Genomic DNA, 22065 nt, shown 5'->3' on the forward strand with positions numbered 1-22065 from the left:
TGACGCGGTGGCAATCTGAAACATGCTGCTGGTCAAGATCCCGAGCGAATCCTGAATGATGTCTATATAATCCCTGCCTTTCGTGGAGAACAGACCTATATGCCAACGTCCTTTCTAGAAATTGTCGAGTTACCAGACGGCCGAATCGAACTGCGCAGGGCTGAGGACGAAGGTTCTTTGGTGACTCTGGATTTCTCCGAGGATGCCAAGACTTTCCTTCAGGGTCAGCATGTGGAAATCGCCAAGGCGATGTTGAGCGTCGGCGTGCAGATGGCCGGCCGGATGATTGAAGGTGAGTTTGATAAGGAAGAGGGGCCACGGGTTCTTCACTGATCCCTGCCTGCTTTTCGTTTTTATCGGTACCGCTTCAGATCGGCTTCTCTGTCCTTGGAGAAGCCCTGCGCTTCACACAGCGCATTTCACCTGCGAATCAACCCAAGCGAATGTTCAGGCTTTGAGCGTCGCCCGTGCGGGCTGCGCTGATCAGTTGCTGACGTGAGGTTGTGTTCAGCGGGTTGAGCCAGGTCACCACTGTGTGACTGCGGCCCAGACGCAATGCCTCGCACGCCAACTGCTGAGCACTTTGCGTGCCGCGCGGTTGCAGCAGCAGAATGCGTTCGCGGTTCAGGCCTGCATCGCGCAGCCAGGTTTGCGTCAGGCTGGCAGGCGGCGCGATCAGCGTCAGCCAGCGAGCGTCCTGATCCTCGCTCAATTCGCGAAGGATCGGGGCGAGCAGGTTCAGGCAGTTCCCGGCCGCACCGCGCAGAGACAGCTCACTGAATACTTCAGGTTCGGCATTCCATTCACGCTCGACCACTTCTTTGAGGATCGGCGCCATCGGTTGCGCCAGAAACGCTTCGAATAAAGGCAGTTGTGTTTGCTGAGGTGTGTGTGGGAACTGCATAAAGCCTCCTTTAGCGGCGGATAACGCCGACACTCAAGCCTTCGATCACCAGTTCCTGATCTTTCAGGTCGACTTCGATAGGGGCGAACTCAGGGTTTTCGGCCATCAGCCAGACTTTGCTGCCTTCACGCTTGAAGCGTTTGACGGTCACTTCATCGCCGATACGGGCGACAACAACCTGGCCGTTACGCGCTTCGCGGGTGGTGTGGACGGCCAGCAGGTCACCGTCGAAAATGCCGATGTCCTTCATGCTCATGCCGTGCACGCGCAACAGATAGTCGGCACGCGGGTGGAAGAAGGCGGGATTGATATTGCAGGATTCTTCGATGTGCTGCTGAGCGAGGATCGGCGCACCTGCAGCGACACGGCCAATGACCGGCAGAGTAGAGTCGTCAGCCTTGGCTTCGAAGCCAGGGATGCGAATGCCACGAGAGGCGCCCGGGGTCATTTCGATGGCGCCTTTGCGGGCCAGCGCCTTGAGGTGTTCTTCTGCCGCGTTAGGCGACTTGAAGCCCAGTTCCTGAGCGATTTCCGCACGGGTTGGCGGATAACCGTTGTCTTCGAGGCAACGTTTGATAAAGGCCAGAATCTCGGCTTGGCGTGGCGTCAGCTTTAGCATAATGATCGCTCTGTCTTTTTATACAGTGACTGGGATTATATACAGTGAAACGCTCTTGGCAATGACCGTTTTTTTGTCTGCCGCCGGACGGTCGGCGGCGCTGCTTATAAAAGCGCCGGGCTTGTGTGGTTAAATAGCTGACCGACCATTCCCAAAACGAACTGGCAGGCTTGACAAGGCATAGGCTGAAACGTATGTTTCAAACAAGTGTTTGTCAGGCGGAGTAGCCATGGCCCAGTCGGAAACCGTTGAACGCATTCTTGATGCTGCCGAGCAGTTGTTCGCGGAGAAAGGTTTCGCTGAAACCTCATTGCGTTTGATTACCAGCAAGGCTGGCGTCAACCTGGCAGCAGTGAACTATCACTTCGGTTCGAAGAAGGCCCTGATTCAGGCAGTTTTCTCGCGCTTCCTCGGGCCGTTCTGCCTCAGCCTCGATAAAGAGCTGGAGCGCCGTCAGGCCAAGCCTGAGAACAAGCCGACCCTCGAAGAACTGTTGGAAATCCTCGTCGAGCAAGCCCTCGTGGTGCAACCACGCAGCGGCAACGATCTGTCGATTTTCATGCGTTTGCTCGGCCTCGCGTTCAGCCAGAGTCAGGGCCACTTGCGCCGTTATCTGGAAGACATGTACGGCAAGGTATTCCGTCGCTACATGTTGCTGGTCAACGAAGCCGCGCCGCGTATTCCACCCATCGAACTGTTCTGGCGCGTGCACTTCATGCTCGGCGCTGCGGCCTTTAGCATGTCCGGTATCAAGGCGTTGCGGGCGATTGCCGAGACCGATTTCGGCGTCAACACTTCCATCGAACAAGTCATGCGCCTGATGGTGCCGTTCCTCGCCGCAGGCATGCGCGCAGAAACCGGCGTCACCGACACGGCCATGGCCACCGCGCAACTGCGTCCGCGCAGCAAGTCAACGCCGGTCGCCGCCAAGGTTTAACCGCGCACGGGTGGGCGCGGCAGCTTGTATCCGCTAAGCTAGCCGCCCATGCCGACTCTCGTTCTGAAACCGATTCTCACAGAAATTGCCGACCTGCCGAGCACTGCTCACGGTAGCGATTTTCTGCGCATCGGGTTTTTCGTTTTCAAGGAATCTCTATGACTGCTGGCCTGCAAGGCTCGTTGATGGTGGACGTCGCCGGTACTTGGCTGACGGCCGAAGATCGCCAATTGTTGCGTCAGCCCGAAGTGGGCGGCCTGATTATTTTCGCCCGTAACATCGAACATCCACGCCAGGTGCGTGAGCTCAGCGCCGCGATCCGTGCGATTCGCCCGGATCTGCTGCTGGCCGTGGATCAAGAGGGCGGTCGTGTGCAGCGTCTGCGTCAGGGCTTCGTGCGCCTGCCGGCCATGCGCGCCATCGCCGACAACCCGAATGCCGAATACCTCGCTGAACAATGCGGCTGGATCATGGCCACCGAAGTGCTGGCGGTCGGACTCGACCTGAGTTTCGCCCCGGTACTCGATCTCGATTACCAGCGCAGCGCCGTGGTCGGCACCCGTTCCTTTGAAGGCGATCCCGAGCGCGCCGCAGTCCTTGCCGGGGCATTTATTCGCGGCATGAACAGCGCGGGCATGGCGGCCACCGGCAAGCACTTCCCTGGTCACGGTTGGGCCGAAGCCGATTCCCACGTGGCGATCCCGAATGACGAACGCAGCCTCGACGAGATCCGCGCCAACGACCTCGTGCCGTTCGCCAGACTCAGCAAACAACTGGCTGCGATCATGCCGGCGCACGTTATCTATCCGCAGGTCGATTCGCAGCCAGCCGGTTTCTCCCGCCGCTGGTTACAGGACATCCTGCGCGGCGAGTTGCAGTTTGACGGCGTGATCTTCAGCGACGACCTGTCGATGGCCGGCGCACACGTAGTCGGCGACGCCGCCAGCCGCATCGAAGCTGCGCTGACTGCCGGCTGCGACATGGGCCTGGTGTGCAACGACCGCGCCGCTGCCGAACTCGCCCTTAGCGCCGCGCAACGGATGAAGGTCAAGCCCTCCGCCCGAATTTCCCGTATGCGCGGTCAGGCCATTGCCAGCACCGAATATCGCCAGGATCCGCGCTGGCTCACCGCCATCGGCGCGCTCAAAGACGCTCAACTGATCGATTAAGGATTTTTCGTTATGACCGTTTACGCAATCATCGGTGGCACCGGCCTGACTCAACTCGAAGGCCTGAGCATTCGTCAGTCGCTGGCAGTCGATACGCCTTATGGCGCGCCATCGGCCGAAGTGCAGATCGGCGAATACGCCGGCAAGGAAGTGCTGTTCCTGGCCCGTCACGGCCACCCGCATCGCTTCCCGCCGCACAAGGTCAACTACCGCGCCAATCTGTGGGCGCTGAAGCAGGCCGGCGCTGAAGCGATCATCGCGGTGAATGCCGTCGGCGGGATTCATCCGGTGATGGGCACCGGGCATTTCTGCGTGCCACATCAGATCGTCGACTACACCAGCGGCCGCGAGCACACCTATTTCGCCGATGATCTGGAGCACGTCACCCACATCGACTTCAGCTTTCCCTACAGCGAACCGCTGCGTCAGCAATTGATCGCTGCCGTGGCCGCCGAAGGCTGCGAATACAGCGATCAAGGCGTTTACGCCTGCACTCAAGGGCCGCGTCTGGAAACGGTCGCCGAGATCGTGCGACTGGAGCGTGATGGCTGCGACATCGTCGGCATGACCGGCATGCCGGAAGCCGCGCTGGCGCGTGAACTGGATCTGGATTACGCCTGTCTGGCGCTGGTAGTGAACCCGGCAGCGGGCAAGACCACCGAAGTGATCACCATGGCCGAGATCGAGCAGGCGTTGCATGACGGCATGGGTAAGGTGAAGTCGACATTGGCGCGGGTGTTGGCCAGCTAAGGGCTGCCCATGAGCATTTTCATCGAACAGCTCAAGTCGTTGGCCTGGACTCAGGAATTCACTAGCAGCGCGCTGGCCAAGGCTCGCGCTTATGCCGCAGAGAACCGGGTAGAGATCATCGAGATCGATGACAGAAAGATCGAGGCGTTCTGCGTCGGTTCGCAAGATCAGGCGTATGAACAAACCATTTACCTGTCTGAAGATCGGCTAGGTTCCGTCTATTTGCGTTGCCTGTGCACCTGTCCTGTCGCTATCGACTGCAAGCATTGCGCTGCGGTGCTTTATCACCTGCAGGGCAGTGATCATAGTGCGTCTGAAAGTGACGCACAGATCCCGCTGGGTCGGGCGCTGGAACATTGGCTTTCGACAATTCCGGTGCCGGCCAAGCCCGCCGTAGAGGGCGCGCAAGCCGCAGGCACGCGCCTGTTTTACAAGCTCAAGCCAACGTCAGTGAGCGGCAAGTGGCTGCTCGATATTTTCAAGGTTTCCCAGCTCAAGAGCGGCGAGTTACGCGAAGTCAAACCGATGTATTCGCTGGCGGAAATGCTCATGCGTCAGCCCGGCTACCTGTCCGAGCTGGATCTGCGCGTCGCCAGGCTGCTGGTTGCCATGCACTCCCACCACGCCTATTACAGCGGCTATCCGCTGGAAGGCAGCAGCGGCGCCGAACTGCTGGACATGCTCCTGCGCACCTCGCGGCTGTTCCTCGATTTCGAAGATCTGCGCCCGTTGGTGGCGGGGGCGAAACGCACCGGCCAGTTCGCCTGGGCTGAACAGGCCGACGGCGGCTTCCGCGCGCAGTGGAGCAGTGCCGAGGCGGCGCAAGAAACCGTGCTGGCGCTGGAGCCGCTTTATTACCTGGATCGTGAACAGCGGCAGATTGGCCCTCTGTTCAATGATCTGGAAGAAAAACTGGCCAGTCATTTGACGCTGGCGCCGGACGTTCCGGCGCGTCAGGCCATGCAGTTCAGCCATCGCATGAGTGTGGCGACGAGAATCCCGCCGCCACACCAACTGACCGAACGAGTCATCGACGACGTATTGCCGCAGCCACAACTGACCCTCGTCAGCGGTCGGGAGCGCTCGCGCTGGGAATACGTTCTGGAGCACCGCGCCGCCCTGGTGTTTACCTACAACGGCCAGCCGACGGCGGATCGCAATCCGGAAGTGATGATCCTCAACGGCACCGAAACCCAGCGTATTCAACGCCAGCCTGCGGTGGAAAAGCAGCTGCGCCAGATCCTGCAAAAGCACGGCTTCAAGAAAGCCACGCGCAAGAGTTCGCTGGATCGTCGCGGCGAGATGTTTACCTTGCCGGATGATTCCGCCTGGCTCGGGTTTATGCACGAAGGGCTTGCCACCCTGCGCGCCTTGAACTGGCAAGTCGAGATCAGTGACGGCTTTCATTTCAATGTACAGCCAGTCGAGCATTGGTACGCCGAGGTCGAAGAAGAGGCTGGGCATCAGTGGTTTGATTTGCAGTTGGGTATCGTCGTCAATGGCCAGCGCTACAGTTTGCTACCGATCCTTCTGCACTTGTTGCGCACCCAGCCGCGCTTGCTCGACCCGGTCAATCTGGCACAACGCAGCGATGACGAAAAACTCCTGATCGAACTGAAGCCCAGCGGTTTTGGTGACTCTTCGGGCGCCAAGGTCGCGCTGCCGCTGAGTCGGGTCAAACCGCTGATGGCGACGCTGGGCGAGTTGTACTTGGGCGGTCATCAGGGCGATGCACTGCGCTTGAGTGTCCCGGATGCCGCGCGCTTGAGTATGCTCGATGGCGTGCCGCTGGATTGGCAGGGTGGCGAGCGGCTGCGCACCTTCGCCAAGCGTTTGCAGAATTCCAGTCACACCCACGTCGCTGCGCCGGCCGGTCTTAACGCGCAACTGCGCCCGTATCAGCTCGAAGGCCTGAACTGGATGCAGACCCTGCGTGAACTTGAGGTCGGCGGCATTCTGGGCGATGACATGGGGCTGGGCAAAACCCTGCAAACCCTGGCGCATCTGCTCACGGAAAAACACGCCGGTCGCCTCGATTGCCCGGCTCTAGCGGTGATGCCAACCAGCCTGATTCCCAACTGGCTCGACGAGGCCGAGCGTTTCACCCCGCAGTTGAAAGTTTTGGCGCTGCACGGAACGGGACGGCAGAAAGATTTCGCTAATCTGGCCGAGTACGATCTGGTGCTGACCACTTACGCGTTGCTGCCGAGGGATCTCGAGGTTCTACAGCCGCAGCTGTGGAGCGTGCTGATTCTCGACGAAGCGCAGAACATCAAAAACCCGATCAGCAAAGCGGCGCAAGCCGCGCGTGATCTGCAGGCCCGTCAGCGCTTGTGCCTGAGCGGCACGCCATTGGAAAACCACTTGGGCGAGCTGTGGTCGCAGTTTCATTTCCTCATGCCCGGCTGGCTTGGCGACAGCAAATCCTTCAATCGCGATTACCGCACGCCAATTGAAAAGCACGGCAATGTTCAGCGCATGCAGCACCTGACGGCACGGATCAAGCCGTTTTTGTTGCGTCGCAAAAAGGATCAGGTCGCCACCGAGTTGCCGCCGAAAACCGAAATCGTCCATTGGGTCGAACTCAGCGACGGCCAGCGCGATGTCTATGAAACGGTTCGCGTCGCAATGGACAAAAAAGTTCGTGACGAGATTGCCCGCAGTGGCGTGGCGCGCAGTCAGATCATCATTCTCGATGCCTTGCTCAAGCTGCGGCAGGTTTGTTGCGACTTGCGCCTGATCAAGATGCCAATGACAGCCAAGGCACTGCGTTCCGGCAGTGGCAAGTTGGTCAGTTTGATGGAGATGCTCGAAGAGCTGCTCGGCGAAGGTCGCAGAATCCTGCTGTTCTCGCAGTTCACCTCGATGCTCGCCTTGATCGAGGAAGAATTGCAGCAACGGGACATTGCCTATTCGCTGCTGACCGGTGACACCACGGATCGGCGCACGCCGGTCAAGGAGTTTCAGGGTGGCAAGGTGCCGTTGTTTTTGATCAGTCTGAAGGCGGGCGGTACCGGTTTGAACCTGACCGCTGCGGACACGGTGATCCACTTCGACCCTTGGTGGAACCCGGCGGTGGAGAATCAGGCCACTGATCGCGCGTATCGCATCGGGCAGAACAACCCGGTGTTTGTTTACAAGCTGATTGCCCGTGGCACCGTGGAGGAGAAGATACAGGCGTTGCAGCAGGAGAAGGCTGCACTGGCCGGGGCGGTGCTTGAAGGCGGGACGACGGGTGGCTGGAAGCTTGAGCAGAGTGACATCGAGGCGCTGTTTGCGCCGTTGCCTGTTTCCAAGGTTTGAGCCTGGGGTTTAACCGTTAGACCGAGGTGCCCCTATTCGCGAGCAAGCCCGCTCCCACATTGGGTCTGTGGCGTTCACCAATCCAGTTCTTACAGGGATCTGGTGAATGCCAAAATTCTAATGTGGGAGCGAGCCTGCTCGCGAAAGCTATCTAACCAGCACTGCAGGTCTCAACGCTTATCGAGCTTATCCGGCAACGGCGCAAACAGCGCTTCAATATCATCACTCTGCAACTTCCAGTCCCCAGCCTTGCGCCCATCCAGCACGCCTGCCGCCAAGTCGGATTTTTCCTTTTGCAGATGCTGAATCTTCTCTTCCACCGTGCCCCGAGCAATCATCTTGTAAACGAATACCGGTTTCTCCTGACCAATCCGGTACGCCCGATCCGTCGCCTGATTCTCGGTCGCCGGGTTCCACCACGGGTCGTAGTGAATCACCGTGTCCGCTTCCGTCAGGTTCAGACCAACGCCACCGGCCTTCAGGCTGATGAGAAAAATCTGACGCTTGCCGCTCTGGAATTCCTTCACCGGTGTGCGCCGATCGCGGGTCTGGCCGGTCAATAGCGCGTAGGAAACATTACGCTTTTTCAGCTCTTGCTCGATCAAGGCCAGCATCGAGGTGAACTGCGAAAACAGCAAAATCCGCCGTCCTTCCTCAAGCAACTCCTCAAGCATTTCCATCAAGCTGTCGAGCTTGCCCGAGGTGCTGCCGCGAGCGGGCAGGGTGGCGTCGTTGACCAAGCGCAAATCACAGCAAACCTGACGCAGCTTCAGCAGCGCCTCAAGAATGATGATCTGACTGCGCGCCACGCCTTTGCGGGTGATCTCGTCGCGGACTTTTTTGTCCATCGCCAAACGCATGGTTTCGTACACATCGCGCTGCGCTTCGTTGAGATCGACCCAATGGATGATCTCGGTTTTCGGCGGCAGCTCGGTGGCGACCTGCTCTTTGGTGCGGCGCAGCAGGAACGGTTTTATCCTACCGTTGAGGTGCTGAAGTCTGACTTCACTGCCGCGCTTTTCAATCGGCACACGGTAATCGGCGTTGAAGCTTTTGACGTCGCCGAGCCAGCCCGGCAGCAGGAAGTGAAACAGCGACCACAGCTCGCCCAAGTGGTTTTCCAGCGGCGTACCGCTCAGGCACAGACGCTGGCGTGCGTTGAGCTCACGCGCCGCTTGCGCAGCTTTGCTGTTGGGATTCTTGATGTACTGCGCTTCATCCAGCACCAACACGTGCAGCGGTTGCTTGGCCAGACGTTCGACGTCTTTGGGCAGCAGCGCGTAGGTGGTGAGGATCAGGTCGAAATCGGCCAGATTATCGAAATGCTTTTTGCGCGTGGCGCCATACAGCGCGACCACTTTCAGCTGCGGGGTGAAGTGTGCCGCCTCATCCAGCCAGTTCGGAATCAGGCTGGTCGGCATCACCACCATGCACGGGCGATCCAAACGTCCGGCATTTTTCTCGCTGAGAATATGCGCCAGGGTCTGTAGGGTTTTACCCAAACCCATGTCATCCGCGAGAATCCCGCCGACTTCCAGTTGCCGCAGCGATTGCATCCAGCTCAAGCCTTCGAGCTGATACGGACGCAGCGTCGCGTTCAGTCCTTCCGGTGCTTCAGCGCTGAAGTCACGAATGTCGCGCAAGCGTTGGGCGAACGTGCGGATCTGCTCGCCACCCTCCCACAGCAGCGGCAGGCCTTCCAGAGAGTTGAGGCGTGTGGCGTCGGCCTTGCTCAGGCGCAGGGTGGTTTCGCCCGGTTCCTGCAAATAAAACTCGCCGAGCGTCATCAGCACAGGTTTCAACCGACCCAGCGGCAACGCCACCTGCAGCGGCCCGTGCTCGTTATTACGTTGCGGCACGTTGACCAGAATCAGCTCGTCATCGCGACGCCGCGCAAGGCGTTCCGGGTTGAGAATCTCCGCGTGCGAGCGCATCAGGTTAAGCAGGATCGGCAACAGACTCAGGCGCTCACCGTTGACGATGATCCCCAGTTCCAGATCAAACCAGTCACGCTCCGGCGCCTGCTCGACCGTGGCGTACCAGTCATCCACGGCAGTCAGGTCAAAGCCAAACTCCTCGTCGATCTGCAATTCCCAGCCTTGGGTGCGCAGCTTCGGCAAATCGTTGAGGGTAAACGTCAGCCAGGCGCTGTCGTTGACCATCTCATACAGTTCGCCCGCGCTTTCTGGCAGCGCTTTGCTCTGCCGCGTGGCGATACGAAAGCCGAGGATTCTTAACTGTTCGCGGTAGGACTGTTCGACTTCCAGGTGGCGTTTTATCCGCAGCGTCTGGGTTTCCTGACGGATCAGGATGTCGCTGTTCTTCTGCCCGCTGACGTACTCATCCAGATAGCTGAACGACAGCGCCGCGCGGTGCTGAATGTAGCGCTGCATCTTGCCGTTGCGCGGTTCGAAAGCGCTGAACTCGACACTGGCCAGCCACAGGCGCGGCATCGGCTGCACATTGTCGATCAGCACTTGCGGCGGCGCTTTCGGGCCACGGTTTTCCAGCACGGCTTGAAGTTTCTCCAACAGCTCGGCGTCTTTGGCGGCGGCGGGGTAGTCGAGGGTTTCCTGCACTTTCAGCAACACCGCTGCGCAGTGTTTACAGTTGTTGCGCACCGGGCAGGTGCAGCCGGCATCGACCAGCAGCAAAGTGCCTTTGGCTGACTCGCGAAGATGAATCGTCTGACGGTAAACGTTACCGCCAGAGCCTTCGCAGCTGGCGGTGATCGTTGCATCGCCGACCTGGGCGATGCGTACCCGGTTTTCCAGGGCGTAGCGGCGGCCACGCTCCAGGCTCTGTTCCTTGAATCGGCTGACCCAAGAGGGCGCCAACGGTTTACTCAGCGGCGGGTTCATAAGGACTTCGATCAGTCCGGAATCGCTTCAGGCGCTTCCCGTGGCGCGGGTGCGGTCAGGGAAGTGATCTTGATCAGCAGGGCCAGATGGCCGTTGTCGAGATAGTTGAGTTGGCCGTTCTTGGTGTGGCTGTCCTGTTTCAGGCGTTCACTGGCGGTGACCAAGCCATTGGTGTCGATCTGATTGACCCAGAAATCGGCAGCGACGTCGGTGAAGCGCCCGAGCTTCATCTCCAGCGTGCCCTCGATCGGGAACTGGCCGTATTGCTCCTGACCGTCGCTGACCGCGACTTTCGCCGGTGCTTCGCCGAGGGTCTGCTGCCAGGCCTTGTGCATCAGGACTGTGTAGTCGCCACTGGCGGTGAGTTTAGTCACCACGTCATTCAGTGCCGGGGTGCGCTTGCTGTCGTCGGCCAAACGCTGGGCGCCGGCGGCCCAGTCTTCCGGCGCGGCACGGCTGACGATGGCCGGCACGGCGTTCTGGCGCACCAGAATCATTTCGACCTGATACAGGTCATCGGCAAAAACCGAAGGTGCTACCAGGGTGAGTAGCAAAGTCAGCGAGCGAAACAGGCGCATGCGGCGTCCTTTAAACAGATTTCGGGAGGAGGCGCTCAAACAGCGCCTCTACAGTATTAAAGCGCTCTTCCGGGCGTTCCATCGGCACCTGGAACTTGAACATCGTGGCGCCTTCGAATTTGTAGCGTTTCGGCTGGCTCTGGATCAGCTTGATCAGCGTCATCGGATCGACCGGCGTCTGCGCTTCGAACTCGATGCGCCCACCTTGCGGCCCGCCATCGACTTTCTTGATGCCCAACTGCTCGGCCTGCAACTTCAAGGCTGTGATGCGCACCAGATTTTTTGTCGGTTCCGGCAACAGGCCAAAGCGATCGATCATCTCGACTTGCAGATCCTTCAGGCCTTCCTCGTCGGTGGCCGAAGCAATGCGCTTGTACAGAATCAGGCGCGCATGGACATCCGGCAGATAGTTTTCCGGAATCAACGCCGGTACCCGCAAGTTGACCTCCGGGCCACCGCCGAGCGGTTGATCGAGGTTCGGTTGCTCGCCCTTGCGGATCGCTTTCACCGCGCGCTCGAGCATTTCCATGTACAGCGTAAAACCGACGGCTTGAATCTGCCCGCTCTGGCCATCGCCAAGCAGTTCGCCGGCACCACGGATTTCCAGGTCGTTGGTCGCCAGCACGAAACCGGCACCGAGATCCTGAGTATTGGCGATCGCTTCCAGACGCTTTTCCGCGTCCGAAGTGATTTGCTGGCGCGGCGGCGTCAGCAGGTAGGCGTAAGCCTGGTGGTGACTGCGGCCGACACGACCGCGCAACTGGTGCAGTTGCGCCAGGCCGAATTTGTCAGCGCGCTCGATGATGATGGTGTTGGCGCTCGGCACGTCGATGCCGGTCTCGATGATGGTCGAGGCGATCAGCACGTTGAAGCGCTTGTGATAGAAGTCGCTCATCACCTGTTCGAGTTCGCGCTCGCGCATTTGTCCGTGGCCGATGCCAATACGCGCTTCCGGTACCAGTTCGGCGAGGTCGGCGGCGCATTTCTCGATGGTTTTCACATCGTTGTGCAAGTAGTAAACCTGGCCGCCACGCAGCAGTTCGCGGAGCAGGGCCTCTTTGACCGTGCTCTTGTTCTGCTCCATGACGAAGGTGCGCACCGACAGGCGTCGCGCTGGCGGCGTGGCGATGATCGACAGATCGCGCATGCCCGACACCGCCATGTTCAGCGTGCGCGGAATCGGCGTGGCGGTCAGCGTGAGGATGTCGACTTCGCTGCGCAGGGCCTTGAGCTGTTCTTTCTGACGGACACCGAAGCGGTGTTCTTCGTCGATGATTACGAGCCCTAGGTTTTTGATTTTTACGTCATCCGACAGCAGTTTGTGCGTGCCGATGACGATGTCGATCTTGCCTTCGGCCAGATCGGCGATCGCTGCATTCACTTCCTTGGCCGATTTGAAGCGGCTCATCACTTCCACGCTCACCGGCCAGTCGGCGAAGCGGTCGCGGAAGCTGTTGTAGTGCTGCTGGGCGAGCAGGGTGGTCGGCACCAGAATCGCAACTTGGCGGCCGCCGTGTACGGCGATGAATGCCGCGCGCATGGCCACTTCGGTCTTGCCGAAACCGACGTCGCCGCAGACCAGGCGATCCATCGGTTTCGGCGCGAGCATGTCGGCGCGCACGGCTTCGATGGTGGTTTGTTGATCCGGGGTTTCTTCGAACGGGAAACCGGCGCTGAACGTCGCGTAGTCGGCTTTCGGGTCGGCGAACGCATAACCTTCGCGAGCGGCGCGGCGGGCGTAGATGTCGAGCAACTCAGCGGCGACGTCACGTACCTGTTCAGCGGCTTTGCGTTTGGCTTTCTGCCAGGTTTCCGAGCCGAGACGGTGCAGCGGCGCTAGTGCATCGTCGCTGCCGGTGTAGCGCGCGATCAGATGCAGGTTGGCCACCGGCACGTACAGCTTGGCGTTTTCGGCGTATTCGAGGGTGAGGAATTCGGCGGCTTGATCGTCGATTTCCAGAATCGTCAGGCCGAGGTAGCGACCGACACCGTGATCGATGTGCACCACCGGCGCGCCTTCGCGCAGCTCGGTGAGGTTTTTGATCACTGCGTCGTTGTTGCCGTCGGCACGCTTCTCGCGACGGCGACGCTGCATGACGCGTTGACCGAACAGCGGACTTTCGGCGACCAGTGCCAGCGCCGGATCATCCAGCATCAGGCCTTCGTCGAGCGGGGCGATGGTGATCGCCAGACGATCCTTGCTCGCAACAAAGTCCGGCCAGCTATCGACAGTTTTCGGTCGCAGCTTCAGACGTTCGAGCAACTCCAGCAGCACTTCGCGACGGCCCGCGGATTCAGCAGTGAACAGCACGCGCCCGGGGAATTCATCGAGGAAGCCAGCCAGCGCGGCCAGCGGTTGCGTGGCTTTGGCTTCAATCGCCAGATTCGGCAGGGCTTGCGCCGGGAAGCGCTCGCGACCGGCGCCGCTTTCGACGTCTTGCTGACTGGCAACCACTCGCGGCCAGCTCTTCAGGCGCGCGAAGCAGTCTTCCACCGGCAGGAACAATTCGGCGGGCGGCAATAAAGGACGCGATGGATCGACGCGGCGCTCTTCATAACGATTGCGCACGTCGTTCCAGAAATTCTCCGCCGCTTGCTCGATGCCCGGCAGCGAGAACACTTGCGTGTCCTGCGGCAGGTAATCGAACAGGGTCGAGGTTTCGTCGAAGAACAGCGGCAGGTAGTACTCGATACCGGCCGGAGTGATCCCGCTGCTCAGATCCTGAAAGATCGGGCAGCGACGGAAGTCGACGTCGAAACGCTCGCGGAACCGCGCCTTGAAGCGGGTGACCGCGTCTTTCTGCAACGGGAATTCACGCGCCGGCAGCAGCTTGACCGAATCGACCTTGTCGATGGAACGCTGGTTTTCCGGGTCGAAGGTGCGCAGGGTTTCGATTTCGTCATCGAACAGATCGATGCGATAGGGCAGTTTGCTGCCCATCGGGAACAGGTCGATCAGCGCGCCGCGCACGGTGAATTCGCCGTGCTCATACACCGTGTCGACGTAGCGATAGCCGCTGGCTTCGAGTCGCGCGCGCATCTGCTCAACGTCGAGCTTCTGCCCGACATCCAGTACCAGGCTGCTGCCGAGCAGGAATTTGGTTGGCGCCAGACGGTGCAGGGCCGTGGTGATCGGCACCACCAACACACCGTGTTCCAGTTCCGGCAGCCTATATAAGCTGGCGATGCGCTGGGAAATGATGTCCTGATGCGGCGAGAACAGGTCGTAGGGCAGGGTTTCCCAGTCGGGGAAATGCAGGACGGGCAAATCCGGGGCGAAGAAACTCAGCTCCTGTTCCAGTCGTTCAGCACTCTGGCTGTCGGCGGTCAGTAGCAGGGTGAAGCGCTTGGCAGCGCTGGCAGCCTCGGCAATCGCCAGACTGAGGGCAGCGCCGGGCAAATTGCCCCAATGCTGTTTACCTGCCTCGGCAGGGAGTTGCGGTAGACGCAGAACGGGCACGGAAGGTTGAGCTCCAGGCTTTGCGACAAAGTCGGTAATTGTAGCGGCGTCGGGTGTCGCCTGTCAGTTGCAGACTACGTCTATCTTCACTGTTTTGGCGAAATGTAGTGGTAACCATAAAAACGAGCACTTTTTTAGTGGTTATGTAGTGCCGAAATTGGCTCGTGTTACGGAGGGTTACAGACATCGTCTAACAGTCGACGAAAAATTGACTGCGCTGGAAGCCGCGTATTTACTGGGCTGGCGCGAGGCGTGATTTTTTTGAAAGGAATTTTGTTACCGATTTCGCGACAAGCGCGCATTGCTGAATGAGGTTGTGGGCGGCATAATGTAGCCCCTTTTTTCTGCCCCTACATGTGGAAGGTTACCGTGACTCAGAAGCCCGACCAGTGTCTTGGTGAATGGATCGACCGTGAAGCACTCGCAGAAGCGATGATCCCGCTTATCGGTCAGCTCTACCGCAATAACAACGTGGTGAGCTCGATCTATGGCCGCAGCCTGATCAACCAGTCTGTCATCGCGATTCTCAAAGCTCACCGCTTTGCGCGCCACCGTTCTTCCGACGACAGCGAACTCTCCGTCCACGAAACATTCCCACTGCTCAAAGCCATGAGCGAGCTCAAGCTCGGCGCGGCTTCGGTAGATCTGGGCAAGTTGGCGTTCAAATTCCGCAACGAAGGCAACGGCCGCAGCGCCGAGCAATTCGTTCGTGAAGAAATGGCTGATGTGGTTGGCCAGCAAAGCGCTTCCGCACGTAAAGGCACCGACGTTGTGCTGTACGGCTTCGGTCGTATCGGCCGTCTGCTGGCGCGCATCCTGATCGAGAAAACCGGTGGTGGCGACGGTCTGCGTCTGCGTGCCATCGTCGTGCGTAAAGGCGCCGACAACGACCTGACCAAACGCGCCAGCCTGCTGCGTCGCGATTCGGTACATGGTTCGTTCAACGGCACCATCACCATCGACGAAGAAAACAACACCATCACCGCCAACGGTAACCTGATCCAGGTGATCTACGCGAAGAACCCGACTGAAGTGGATTACACCCAGTACGGCATCAAAGACGCGTTGCTGGTGGACAACACCGGTGTATGGCGTGACGCTGATGGCCTGGGCCAGCACTTGCAGTGCCCGGGTATCGACCGCGTTGTTCTGACCGCGCCTGGCAAAGGCAAGCTGAAGAACATCGTTCACGGCATCAACCACGGTGAAATCACCGCTGATGACAAGATCGTCTCCGCTGCTTCCTGCACCACCAACGCCATCGTGCCAGTGCTGAAAGCTGTGAATGACAAGTTCGGCATCATCAACGGTCACGTCGAAACCGTTCACTCGTACACCAACGACCAGAACCTGATCGACAACTTCCACAAAGGCGATCGCCGTGGTCGTAGCGCCGCGCTGAACATGGTGATCACCGAGACCGGTGCTGCTACCGCTGCTGCCAAGGCCCTGCCTGAGCTGGCCGGCAAGCTGACCGGTAACGCGATCCGCGTTCCGACGCCGAACGTGTCGATGGCCATTCTCAACCTCAACCTTGAGAAAGCCGCCACCCGTGAAGAAATGAACGAGTACCTGCGCTATATGGCGCTGCACTCCGATCTGCACAAGCAAATCGACTTCGTCAATTCCCAGGAAGTGGTTTCGACTGACTTCGTGGGTTCGCGCCACGCCGGTGTGGTCGACGCTGAAGCGACCATCGTTCAGGACAACCGCGTTGTTCTGTATGTTTGGTACGACAACGAGTTCGGTTACAGCTGCCAGGTTATCCGCGTGATGGAAGACATGGCTGATGTGAATCCGCCAGCGTTCCCGCGCTAAGCGATAGCTGCACATGAAAACGCCCCGACTTTGGTCGGGGCGTTTTTGTTTGGGGAAGATCAAAAGATCGCAGCCTTCGGCAGCTCCTACAGGAGATCGCATTTGATTCTGTAGGAGCTGCCGAAGGCTGCGATCTTTGCTTTACGCCCTCTTCGGGAGTGAGCCCCCTCCCACAATTGGAATGCATTCTCCTGTGGGAGGGGGCTCGCTCCCGAAGGTTTCCTATCGGGCGCCGCCAGGGATGGCCGCTTGCGCAGTGCGCAGCTCATGCTTGTTGCCACGGAACAACACCAGCGTCGCCAACAACCCCAACACCGCCGCACCACTCAGCCAGATCCCCGGCGCAGCCTTGTTATCCAGCACATGAATCAGATAAGTACACGCCGCCGGAGTAAACCCGCCAAACGTCGCCGTCGCCAGGCTATAGGCCAGCGAGAACCCGGTTGTACGCACTTCCACCGGCATGATCTCGGTCAGCGCCACCACCATCGCGCCGTTGTACGAGCCGTACAGGAACGACAACCACAACTCGACGATCAGCAAATGGCTGAAGCTCGGATTCGCCACCAACCACGACAGCGCTGGATACGCGGTCAGAATCGCCAGAATAGTCGCCGCCAGCAGTAGGGGTTTACGTCCAATTCTGTCGGACACCGCGCCCATCACTGGCAGCCAGAAGAAATTAGACAGGCCAATACATACCGTCACCAGTAACGCATCGAAGTCCGACAAGTGCAGCTCAGCCTTGCCGAAGGTCGGGGTGTACGCGGTGATCAAATAGAAAGACACCGTGGTCATCACCACCAGCGCCATGCCGGCGATGACGATGCCAAAGTTCTGACCGATCGAGCGGACAATTTCCCGCAGGGTAGGGCGATGTTTGCGTGCCTGGAATTCCGGAGTTTCTTCCAGCGAACGACGAATGACAAAGATCACCGGCACAATCATGCAGCCGATCAAGAACGGCACGCGCCAGCCCCAGTCACCCATCTGTTCCGGGCTCAGCCAATGATTGAGGCCGACGCCGAGCAAACCGGCGAAGACCACCGCCGCTTGTTGGCTGGCGGACTGCCAACTGACGAAAAAGCCCTTGCGGCCCGGCGTGGCGATTTCAGCCAGATACACCGACACGCCGCCCAACTCCACGCCCGCCGAGAAACCTTGCAGCAAGCGGCCAAACAGCACCAGCAAAGGAGCGGCAACGCCGAGGGTGGCGTATCCCGGAACACAGGCAATCAGCACCGTACCGGCGGCCATCAATGCCAGCGTGATGATCAAACCCTGGCGACGGCCATGACGGTCAATGTAGGCGCCGAGAAAGATCGCCCCCAGCGGTCGCATCAGGAAACCGGCACCAAAAGTCGCCAACGACAGCATCAGCGAAGCGAAGGCACTGTCAGTCGGGAAGAAGGTTTTGGCGATGGCCGTGGCGTAGAAGCCATAGACCATGAAGTCGAACATTTCGAGGAAGTTGCCGCTGACAACGCGAAAGATCGCTTTGCCTTTGCCCGTGGAAGTGGACATTTTTAGATACTCTTTATTGGATTTTTAGAAGCGCGTTGCATCCGTTGGGAGCGAGCGGGCCCTTTGATTCATAATGGCCGGCGCGGTTTTGCGGGGAGATGAAGAATTGTTCACTGGACGGTTTGTGGGGCTTGTGGTTTTGGCGGCTTTTTTGGCGGCCTGCGGCAAGGGTGAATCGATGGAAAGCTTTGGCGGGCCAACCATGGGCAGCACGTATTCGATCAAGTACGTGCGTCATGCGGGATATCCCGATTCCGCGCAAGTTCGCAGAGAAGTAGAAGGGATCCTCGCCGAAGTTGACCAGCAGCTGTCCACTTACCGCAATGATTCAGATATCGAGCGTTTCAACGCTTTGCCCGCCAATAGCTGTCAGACAATGCCCGCGTCGATACTCGAATTGATCCGCGTCGGCGAACAACTGTCAGCGCAAAGCGAAGGTTCCTACGACCTCACCGTTGAACCGCTGATGAATCTCTGGGGCTTCGGCCCGCAGGGTCGCGAAGAAAAAGTCCCCGATGCCGCTGCACTGGCTGAGGTGATGCAGCGGGTCGGTCATCAGCATCTGCACATCAATGGTGATCAGTTGTGCAAGGACGCCGCTGTCGAGGTCGACTTCAATAGCATCGCCGCCGGTTATGCCGTCGACACCATTGCGGCCCGGCTCGACGCCATGGGCATCCACGATTACCTCGCCGAAGCCACCGGCGAACTCAAGGCAAAAGGCAAAAAACTTGACGGCTCCCCGTGGCGCATCGCTCTGGAAGAGCCCCGCGACGATCAACAAATCGCCGAGCGCATCATCAATGTCGACGGCTACGGCGTTTCCACCTCCGGCGACTACCGCAACTATTTCCTGCAGGACGGCCGGCGTTATTCCCACACCTTCGATGCGCGGACTGGCACACCCGTCCTACACGACCTGGCGTCAGTCACGGTAATTCATCCTTCAGCGTTGATGGCCGATGGACTATCGACGCTGTTGCTTATTCTCGGCCCCGAAAGGGCTATGGACTATGCCGAAAAACATGACATCGGTGCATTCTTGGTGATTCGTGCCGATACAGGTTTCGTCATCCGCACCAGTCCGGCGTTCGAACGCCTCAGTGGCAAAAAAACCGACTGAGAACAATACGAAAGCTGGCGTTGTAGTGCAGGCAAAAGTAGCCTACGACGCGACCAAGGGTTAATGTGCGCGGCGTTGACGCTTCTATAGACTGTGTCCGGGTTCTTGATTGACCCCCAATTGTTCCTTCGCGCCGCCGTTCGGCGTGATTTAGCCGTAGGTGCTGCTGGCACCGCGGCCTGTTCTGAGGAGTACGCATGGCTGTCTACAACTACGACGTGGTGGTACTGGGCTCCGGCCCGGCGGGAGAAGGCGCGGCAATGAACGCCGCCAAAGCAGGGCGCAAGGTCGCGATGGTCGACAGCCGTCGTCAGGTCGGCGGCAACTGCACCCACCTCGGCACCATCCCGTCCAAGGCACTGCGTCACTCGGTGCGGCAGATCATGCAGTTCAACACTAATCCTATGTTCCGGGCGATCGGCGAGCCACGCTGGTTCTCCTTCCCGGACGTGTTGAAAAGCGCCGAGAAAGTCATTTCCAAACAAGTCGCCTCGCGCACCGGCTATTACGCCCGTAACCGCGTCGACGTGTTCTTCGGCACCGGCAGCTTCGCCGACGAGCAAACCATCGAAGTGGTCTGCGCCAACGGCGTGGTCGAGAAACTGGTGGCCAAGCACATCATCATCGCCACCGGTTCGCGTCCTTATCGCCCGGCGGACATCGATTTCCACCACCCGCGTATCTACGATAGCGACACTATCCTCAGCCTCAACCACACCCCGCGCAAACTGATCGTTTACGGCGCTGGCGTGATCGGTTGCGAATACGCGTCGATCTTCAGCGGTCTGGGCGTACTGGTTGAACTGGTCGATAACCGTGGTCAGTTGCTGAGCTTCCTCGACTCGGAAATCTCCCAGGCGTTGAGCTACCACTTCAGCAACAACAACATCACTGTGCGCCACAACGAAGATTACGATCGCGTTGAAGGCGTCGACAACGGCGTGATCCTACACCTGAAGTCTGGCAAGAAGATCAAGGCCGACGCCTTGCTCTGGTGCAACGGCCGTACCGGCAACACCGACACGCTGGGTCTGGAAAACATCGGCGTCAAGGTCAACAGCCGTGGCCAGATCGAAGTCGACGAGGCTTACCGCACCTGCGTACCGAACATTTACGGTGCCGGTGACGTGATCGGCTGGCCGAGCCTGGCCAGTGCCGCCCACGACCAGGGCCGTTCGGCCGCTGGCAGCATCGTTGATAACGGTAGCTGGCGCTTTGTGAATGACGTGCCGACCGGCATCTATACCATTCCGGAGATCAGCTCGATCGGCAAGAACGAGCAGGAACTGACCCAGGCCAAAGTGCCGTACGAAGTCGGCAAGGCGTTCTTCAAGAGCATGGCGCGTGCGCAGATCGCCGGCGAGCCGCAAGGCATGCTGAAGATCCTGTTCCACCGTGAAACCCTGGAAGTGCTGGGCGTGCACTGCTTCGGTTATCAGGCGTCGGAGATCGTCCACATCGGTCAGGCGATCATGAGCCAGCCGGGCGAGTTGAACACCCTGAAGTACTTCGTCAACACCACGTTCAACTACCCGACCATGGCTGAAGCCTATCGGGTAGCGGCGTACGACGGCCTCAACCGGCTTTTTTGACGGGCTCCGGCCGGTGGCCTGAGCCGGCCGGGGAGACCGATTTCAGCAATTCTCGAGCGTGGCAGTGGCCAAACCGGGAAAGTCTGTAATCAGGCTGTCAACGCCGAAGTCGGCGAGTCTGCGCATCAGCGCAGGCTCGTTGACGTCCACACCGACACATGCAGCCCCTGACGCTGCGCCTTCTGCAGGCGTTCCGGCGTACACAGCGTCCAGTTCAGCGCAAGAATCTCACAGCCATAGCTGGCCGCGACCTTCAACGGGTCGAGCCAGGCGTATTCGGCGACCAGTCCGCGTGACACGTCCGGCACCAGATCCAGCGCCGCTTTCAGCACTTCCCGCGAACTCGAGGTGATCGTCACCTTGTCGAGCAGGCCATGCCGTTGGGCCATTTCACGAATCGCCAGCACCGTGGTTGCCGCGCGAGTGCGTGAAGCGCTTTTGACTTCCAGTTGCCAGTGCTCGAAATCACATTTCTCAAACAACTCTTCCAGCGTCGGAATCGGGCATGGCTTGATCCAGCCCGGGCCACCCTTGCGCGCGTCGTAAGTCACCAGCTCGGCGGCGGTGTGCTCGACGACTTTGCCGCGCCGATCCGTGGTGCGCTTGAGGGTCGGGTCGTGGATGACCATCAACTCGCCGTCCTTGGACAGGTGCAGATCGAGTTCGCAACGGCGCACGCCGTGCTTGAGACATTCCTGAAAGCTGCTCAGGGTGTTTTCCGGTGCTTCGCCCTTGGCGCCGCGGTGGCCGTAGATGAGGGTCACGGTTCTTCCTTAAATTAAATGCCTGATTCGTTCTGTTCGCGGGCCAGACGTCGTTCCTGGGCCTGCTTCTGCAAGATATAGCGGGCGAGCAATTGGCGCTGGGCGTCGGTCAAGTGTTCGAACTCGGTGCCGACGTCGAATCCGTTGCCCTTGGGGTCGCAATGGGTGACGCGGGCGCGCAGCAACAGGCCCAGCGCTTGCGGCATCAGCACCAGTTTCACCGACAGGTGCGCGCCGGCGGCGATCGGTGTCGGGTGCTGAAAGTCGATCCCGCCTTCGGAAATGATCACCGGTTGCGGCTCGCCGATATGGCCGAGCACGGTCAGGGCGACCACCTGGCTGAGCAGGTCGATGCGTTTGTTCTGGGATTTCAGGAACGCGGCGATGGCGCGGTCGCGCTCGCTGATCTGGCGCAACAAGTGCTGCGACTCGAATTCGCTCAGGTGCAGTTCGCTGAGCAGGTTGAACAGCGGGGAAGCATCCTGCAACACTTCCTGGCCTGCGGCTTCGGGAGCGGACAGGGGCCGAATTTCCAGTGCGATCGTGTCCTCGATACGGTAGTATTCGCGGCGATCTTCTTCATCTAATGTCGACATGGCGAACCCATGGTAGCGGCGGTGGTCTGAGTGTAAAGCTGGTTATCGACCCCCGCCACAAGGACGT

The 22065-nt window shown here is 59.4% G+C and carries 15 protein-coding genes and 1 pseudogene; 8 read left to right on the forward strand and 8 right to left on the reverse strand.

The window, feature by feature from the left end; genetic code table 11:
* The first annotated feature begins 99 nt into the window (after positions 1 to 99).
* On the forward strand, positions 100 to 333 hold the full coding sequence (locus ACZZ0D_RS05900) for a hypothetical protein (RefSeq protein ID WP_008082203.1): 234 nt from the start codon (positions 100 to 102) through the stop codon (positions 331 to 333).
* Between the two features lie 97 nt (positions 334 to 430).
* On the opposite strand, the gene sulA is transcribed toward ACZZ0D_RS05900, so the two are convergent.
* On the reverse strand, positions 431 to 904 hold the full coding sequence (gene sulA, locus ACZZ0D_RS05905; RefSeq protein WP_053122087.1) for an SOS-induced cell division inhibitor SulA: 474 nt from the start codon (positions 902 to 904) through the stop codon (positions 431 to 433).
* Between the two features lie 10 nt (positions 905 to 914).
* Positions 915 to 1523 (reverse strand): transcriptional repressor LexA, encoded by a 609-nt coding sequence (gene lexA / locus ACZZ0D_RS05910; protein WP_053122085.1) that lies wholly within the window; start codon positions 1521 to 1523, stop codon positions 915 to 917.
* 229 nt (positions 1524 to 1752) lie between these two features.
* On the opposite strand from lexA, the gene ACZZ0D_RS05915 reads away from it, so the two are divergent.
* The 4 genes from ACZZ0D_RS05915 (at position 1753) to ACZZ0D_RS05930 (ending at position 7682) form a co-directional block, all read left to right on the forward strand.
* The gene (locus ACZZ0D_RS05915; RefSeq protein ID WP_019648307.1) at positions 1753 to 2460 is read left to right on the forward strand and encodes a TetR/AcrR family transcriptional regulator; all 708 of its coding nucleotides are present in this window, start codon (positions 1753 to 1755) and stop codon (positions 2458 to 2460) included.
* A 158-nt stretch (positions 2461 to 2618) separates the two neighbouring features.
* On the forward strand, positions 2619 to 3629 hold the full coding sequence (gene nagZ, locus ACZZ0D_RS05920; protein ID WP_212551168.1) for a beta-N-acetylhexosaminidase: 1011 nt from the start codon (positions 2619 to 2621) through the stop codon (positions 3627 to 3629).
* A gap of 12 nt (positions 3630 to 3641) precedes the next feature.
* The gene (locus ACZZ0D_RS05925; protein WP_463552667.1) at positions 3642 to 4379 is read left to right on the forward strand and encodes an S-methyl-5'-thioinosine phosphorylase; all 738 of its coding nucleotides are present in this window, start codon (positions 3642 to 3644) and stop codon (positions 4377 to 4379) included.
* A gap of 9 nt (positions 4380 to 4388) precedes the next feature.
* Positions 4389 to 7682, forward strand: coding sequence for a DEAD/DEAH box helicase (locus tag ACZZ0D_RS05930; RefSeq protein WP_463552668.1), 3294 nt, complete (start codon positions 4389 to 4391; stop codon positions 7680 to 7682).
* A gap of 170 nt (positions 7683 to 7852) precedes the next feature.
* Here ACZZ0D_RS05930 and ACZZ0D_RS05935 read toward each other — a convergent pair whose 3' ends face one another.
* Genes ACZZ0D_RS05935 through mfd form a run of 3 tightly spaced genes read right to left on the reverse strand, consistent with a single transcriptional unit; the run spans position 7853 to position 14581 of the window.
* Entirely contained in the window at positions 7853 to 10543 is a 2691-nt protein-coding gene (locus ACZZ0D_RS05935; RefSeq protein ID WP_463552669.1) for a DEAD/DEAH box helicase, read from the reverse strand.
* Positions 10544 to 10554: 11 nt separating this feature from the next.
* Positions 10555 to 11121 (reverse strand): CsiV family protein, encoded by a 567-nt coding sequence (locus ACZZ0D_RS05940; protein WP_212545629.1) that lies wholly within the window; start codon positions 11119 to 11121, stop codon positions 10555 to 10557.
* 10 nt (positions 11122 to 11131) lie between these two features.
* Positions 11132 to 14581, reverse strand: a complete 3450-nt coding sequence (gene mfd / locus ACZZ0D_RS05945; RefSeq protein ID WP_463552670.1) for a transcription-repair coupling factor — start codon at positions 14579 to 14581, stop codon at positions 11132 to 11134.
* Between the two features lie 354 nt (positions 14582 to 14935).
* Between mfd and ACZZ0D_RS05950 the strand changes: the two genes are divergently transcribed.
* Positions 14936 to 16399: a glyceraldehyde-3-phosphate dehydrogenase gene (locus tag ACZZ0D_RS05950; protein ID WP_463552671.1), complete on the forward strand. Its 1464-nt coding sequence runs from the start codon at positions 14936 to 14938 to the stop codon at positions 16397 to 16399.
* Positions 16400 to 16621: 222 nt separating this feature from the next.
* Here the strand turns inward: ACZZ0D_RS05950 and tcuC are convergent, their stop codons facing one another.
* Complete coding sequence (gene tcuC, locus ACZZ0D_RS05955; RefSeq protein WP_463552672.1) at positions 16622 to 17923, reverse strand: tricarballylate/proton symporter TcuC; 1302 nt, start codon at positions 17921 to 17923, stop codon at positions 16622 to 16624.
* A 73-nt stretch (positions 17924 to 17996) separates the two neighbouring features.
* Here tcuC and ACZZ0D_RS05960 point away from each other — a divergent pair, with 73 nt between their 5' ends.
* Positions 17997 to 19046, forward strand: coding sequence for an FAD:protein FMN transferase (locus tag ACZZ0D_RS05960; protein WP_463552673.1), 1050 nt, complete (start codon positions 17997 to 17999; stop codon positions 19044 to 19046).
* A gap of 197 nt (positions 19047 to 19243) precedes the next feature.
* On the forward strand, positions 19244 to 20638 hold the full coding sequence (sthA, locus tag ACZZ0D_RS05965) for a Si-specific NAD(P)(+) transhydrogenase (protein ID WP_038362239.1): 1395 nt from the start codon (positions 19244 to 19246) through the stop codon (positions 20636 to 20638).
* A gap of 42 nt (positions 20639 to 20680) precedes the next feature.
* Here sthA and ACZZ0D_RS05970 read toward each other — a convergent pair.
* Positions 20681 to 21402, reverse strand: a pseudogene (locus ACZZ0D_RS05970) (glycerophosphodiester phosphodiesterase).
* Positions 21403 to 21416: 14 nt separating this feature from the next.
* Entirely contained in the window at positions 21417 to 21998 is a 582-nt protein-coding gene (locus ACZZ0D_RS05975) for a PilZ domain-containing protein (RefSeq protein ID WP_463552674.1), read from the reverse strand.
* Positions 21999 to 22065 lie beyond the last annotated feature (67 nt).

It is taken from the genome of Pseudomonas sp. AC193 (genome assembly GCF_979258075.1).

Bases quoted from the DNA above. Each gene is read 5' to 3' on its own strand.
- ACZZ0D_RS05940 (WP_212545629.1), bottom strand. From the start codon at position 11,121: ATGCGCCTGTTTCGCTCGCTGACTTTGCTACTCACCCTGGTAGCACCT.
- nagZ (WP_212551168.1), top strand. From the start codon at position 2,619: ATGACTGCTGGCCTGCAAGGCTCGTTGATGGTGGACGTCGCCGGTACT.
- ACZZ0D_RS05900 (WP_008082203.1), top strand. From the start codon at position 100: ATGCCAACGTCCTTTCTAGAAATTGTCGAGTTACCAGACGGCCGAATC.
- ACZZ0D_RS05915 (WP_019648307.1), top strand. From the start codon at position 1,753: ATGGCCCAGTCGGAAACCGTTGAACGCATTCTTGATGCTGCCGAGCAG.
- ACZZ0D_RS05950 (WP_463552671.1), top strand. From the start codon at position 14,936: ATGTGGAAGGTTACCGTGACTCAGAAGCCCGACCAGTGTCTTGGTGAA.
- sulA (WP_053122087.1), bottom strand. From the start codon at position 904: ATGCAGTTCCCACACACACCTCAGCAAACACAACTGCCTTTATTCGAA.
- ACZZ0D_RS05960 (WP_463552673.1), top strand. From the start codon at position 17,997: ATGGCCGGCGCGGTTTTGCGGGGAGATGAAGAATTGTTCACTGGACGG.
- tcuC (WP_463552672.1), bottom strand. From the start codon at position 17,923: ATGTCCACTTCCACGGGCAAAGGCAAAGCGATCTTTCGCGTTGTCAGC.
- ACZZ0D_RS05975 (WP_463552674.1), bottom strand. From the start codon at position 21,998: ATGTCGACATTAGATGAAGAAGATCGCCGCGAATACTACCGTATCGAG.
- ACZZ0D_RS05930 (WP_463552668.1), top strand. From the start codon at position 4,389: ATGAGCATTTTCATCGAACAGCTCAAGTCGTTGGCCTGGACTCAGGAA.
- ACZZ0D_RS05925 (WP_463552667.1), top strand. From the start codon at position 3,642: ATGACCGTTTACGCAATCATCGGTGGCACCGGCCTGACTCAACTCGAA.
- lexA (WP_053122085.1), bottom strand. From the start codon at position 1,523: ATGCTAAAGCTGACGCCACGCCAAGCCGAGATTCTGGCCTTTATCAAA.
- sthA (WP_038362239.1), top strand. From the start codon at position 19,244: ATGGCTGTCTACAACTACGACGTGGTGGTACTGGGCTCCGGCCCGGCG.
- ACZZ0D_RS05935 (WP_463552669.1), bottom strand. From the start codon at position 10,543: ATGAACCCGCCGCTGAGTAAACCGTTGGCGCCCTCTTGGGTCAGCCGA.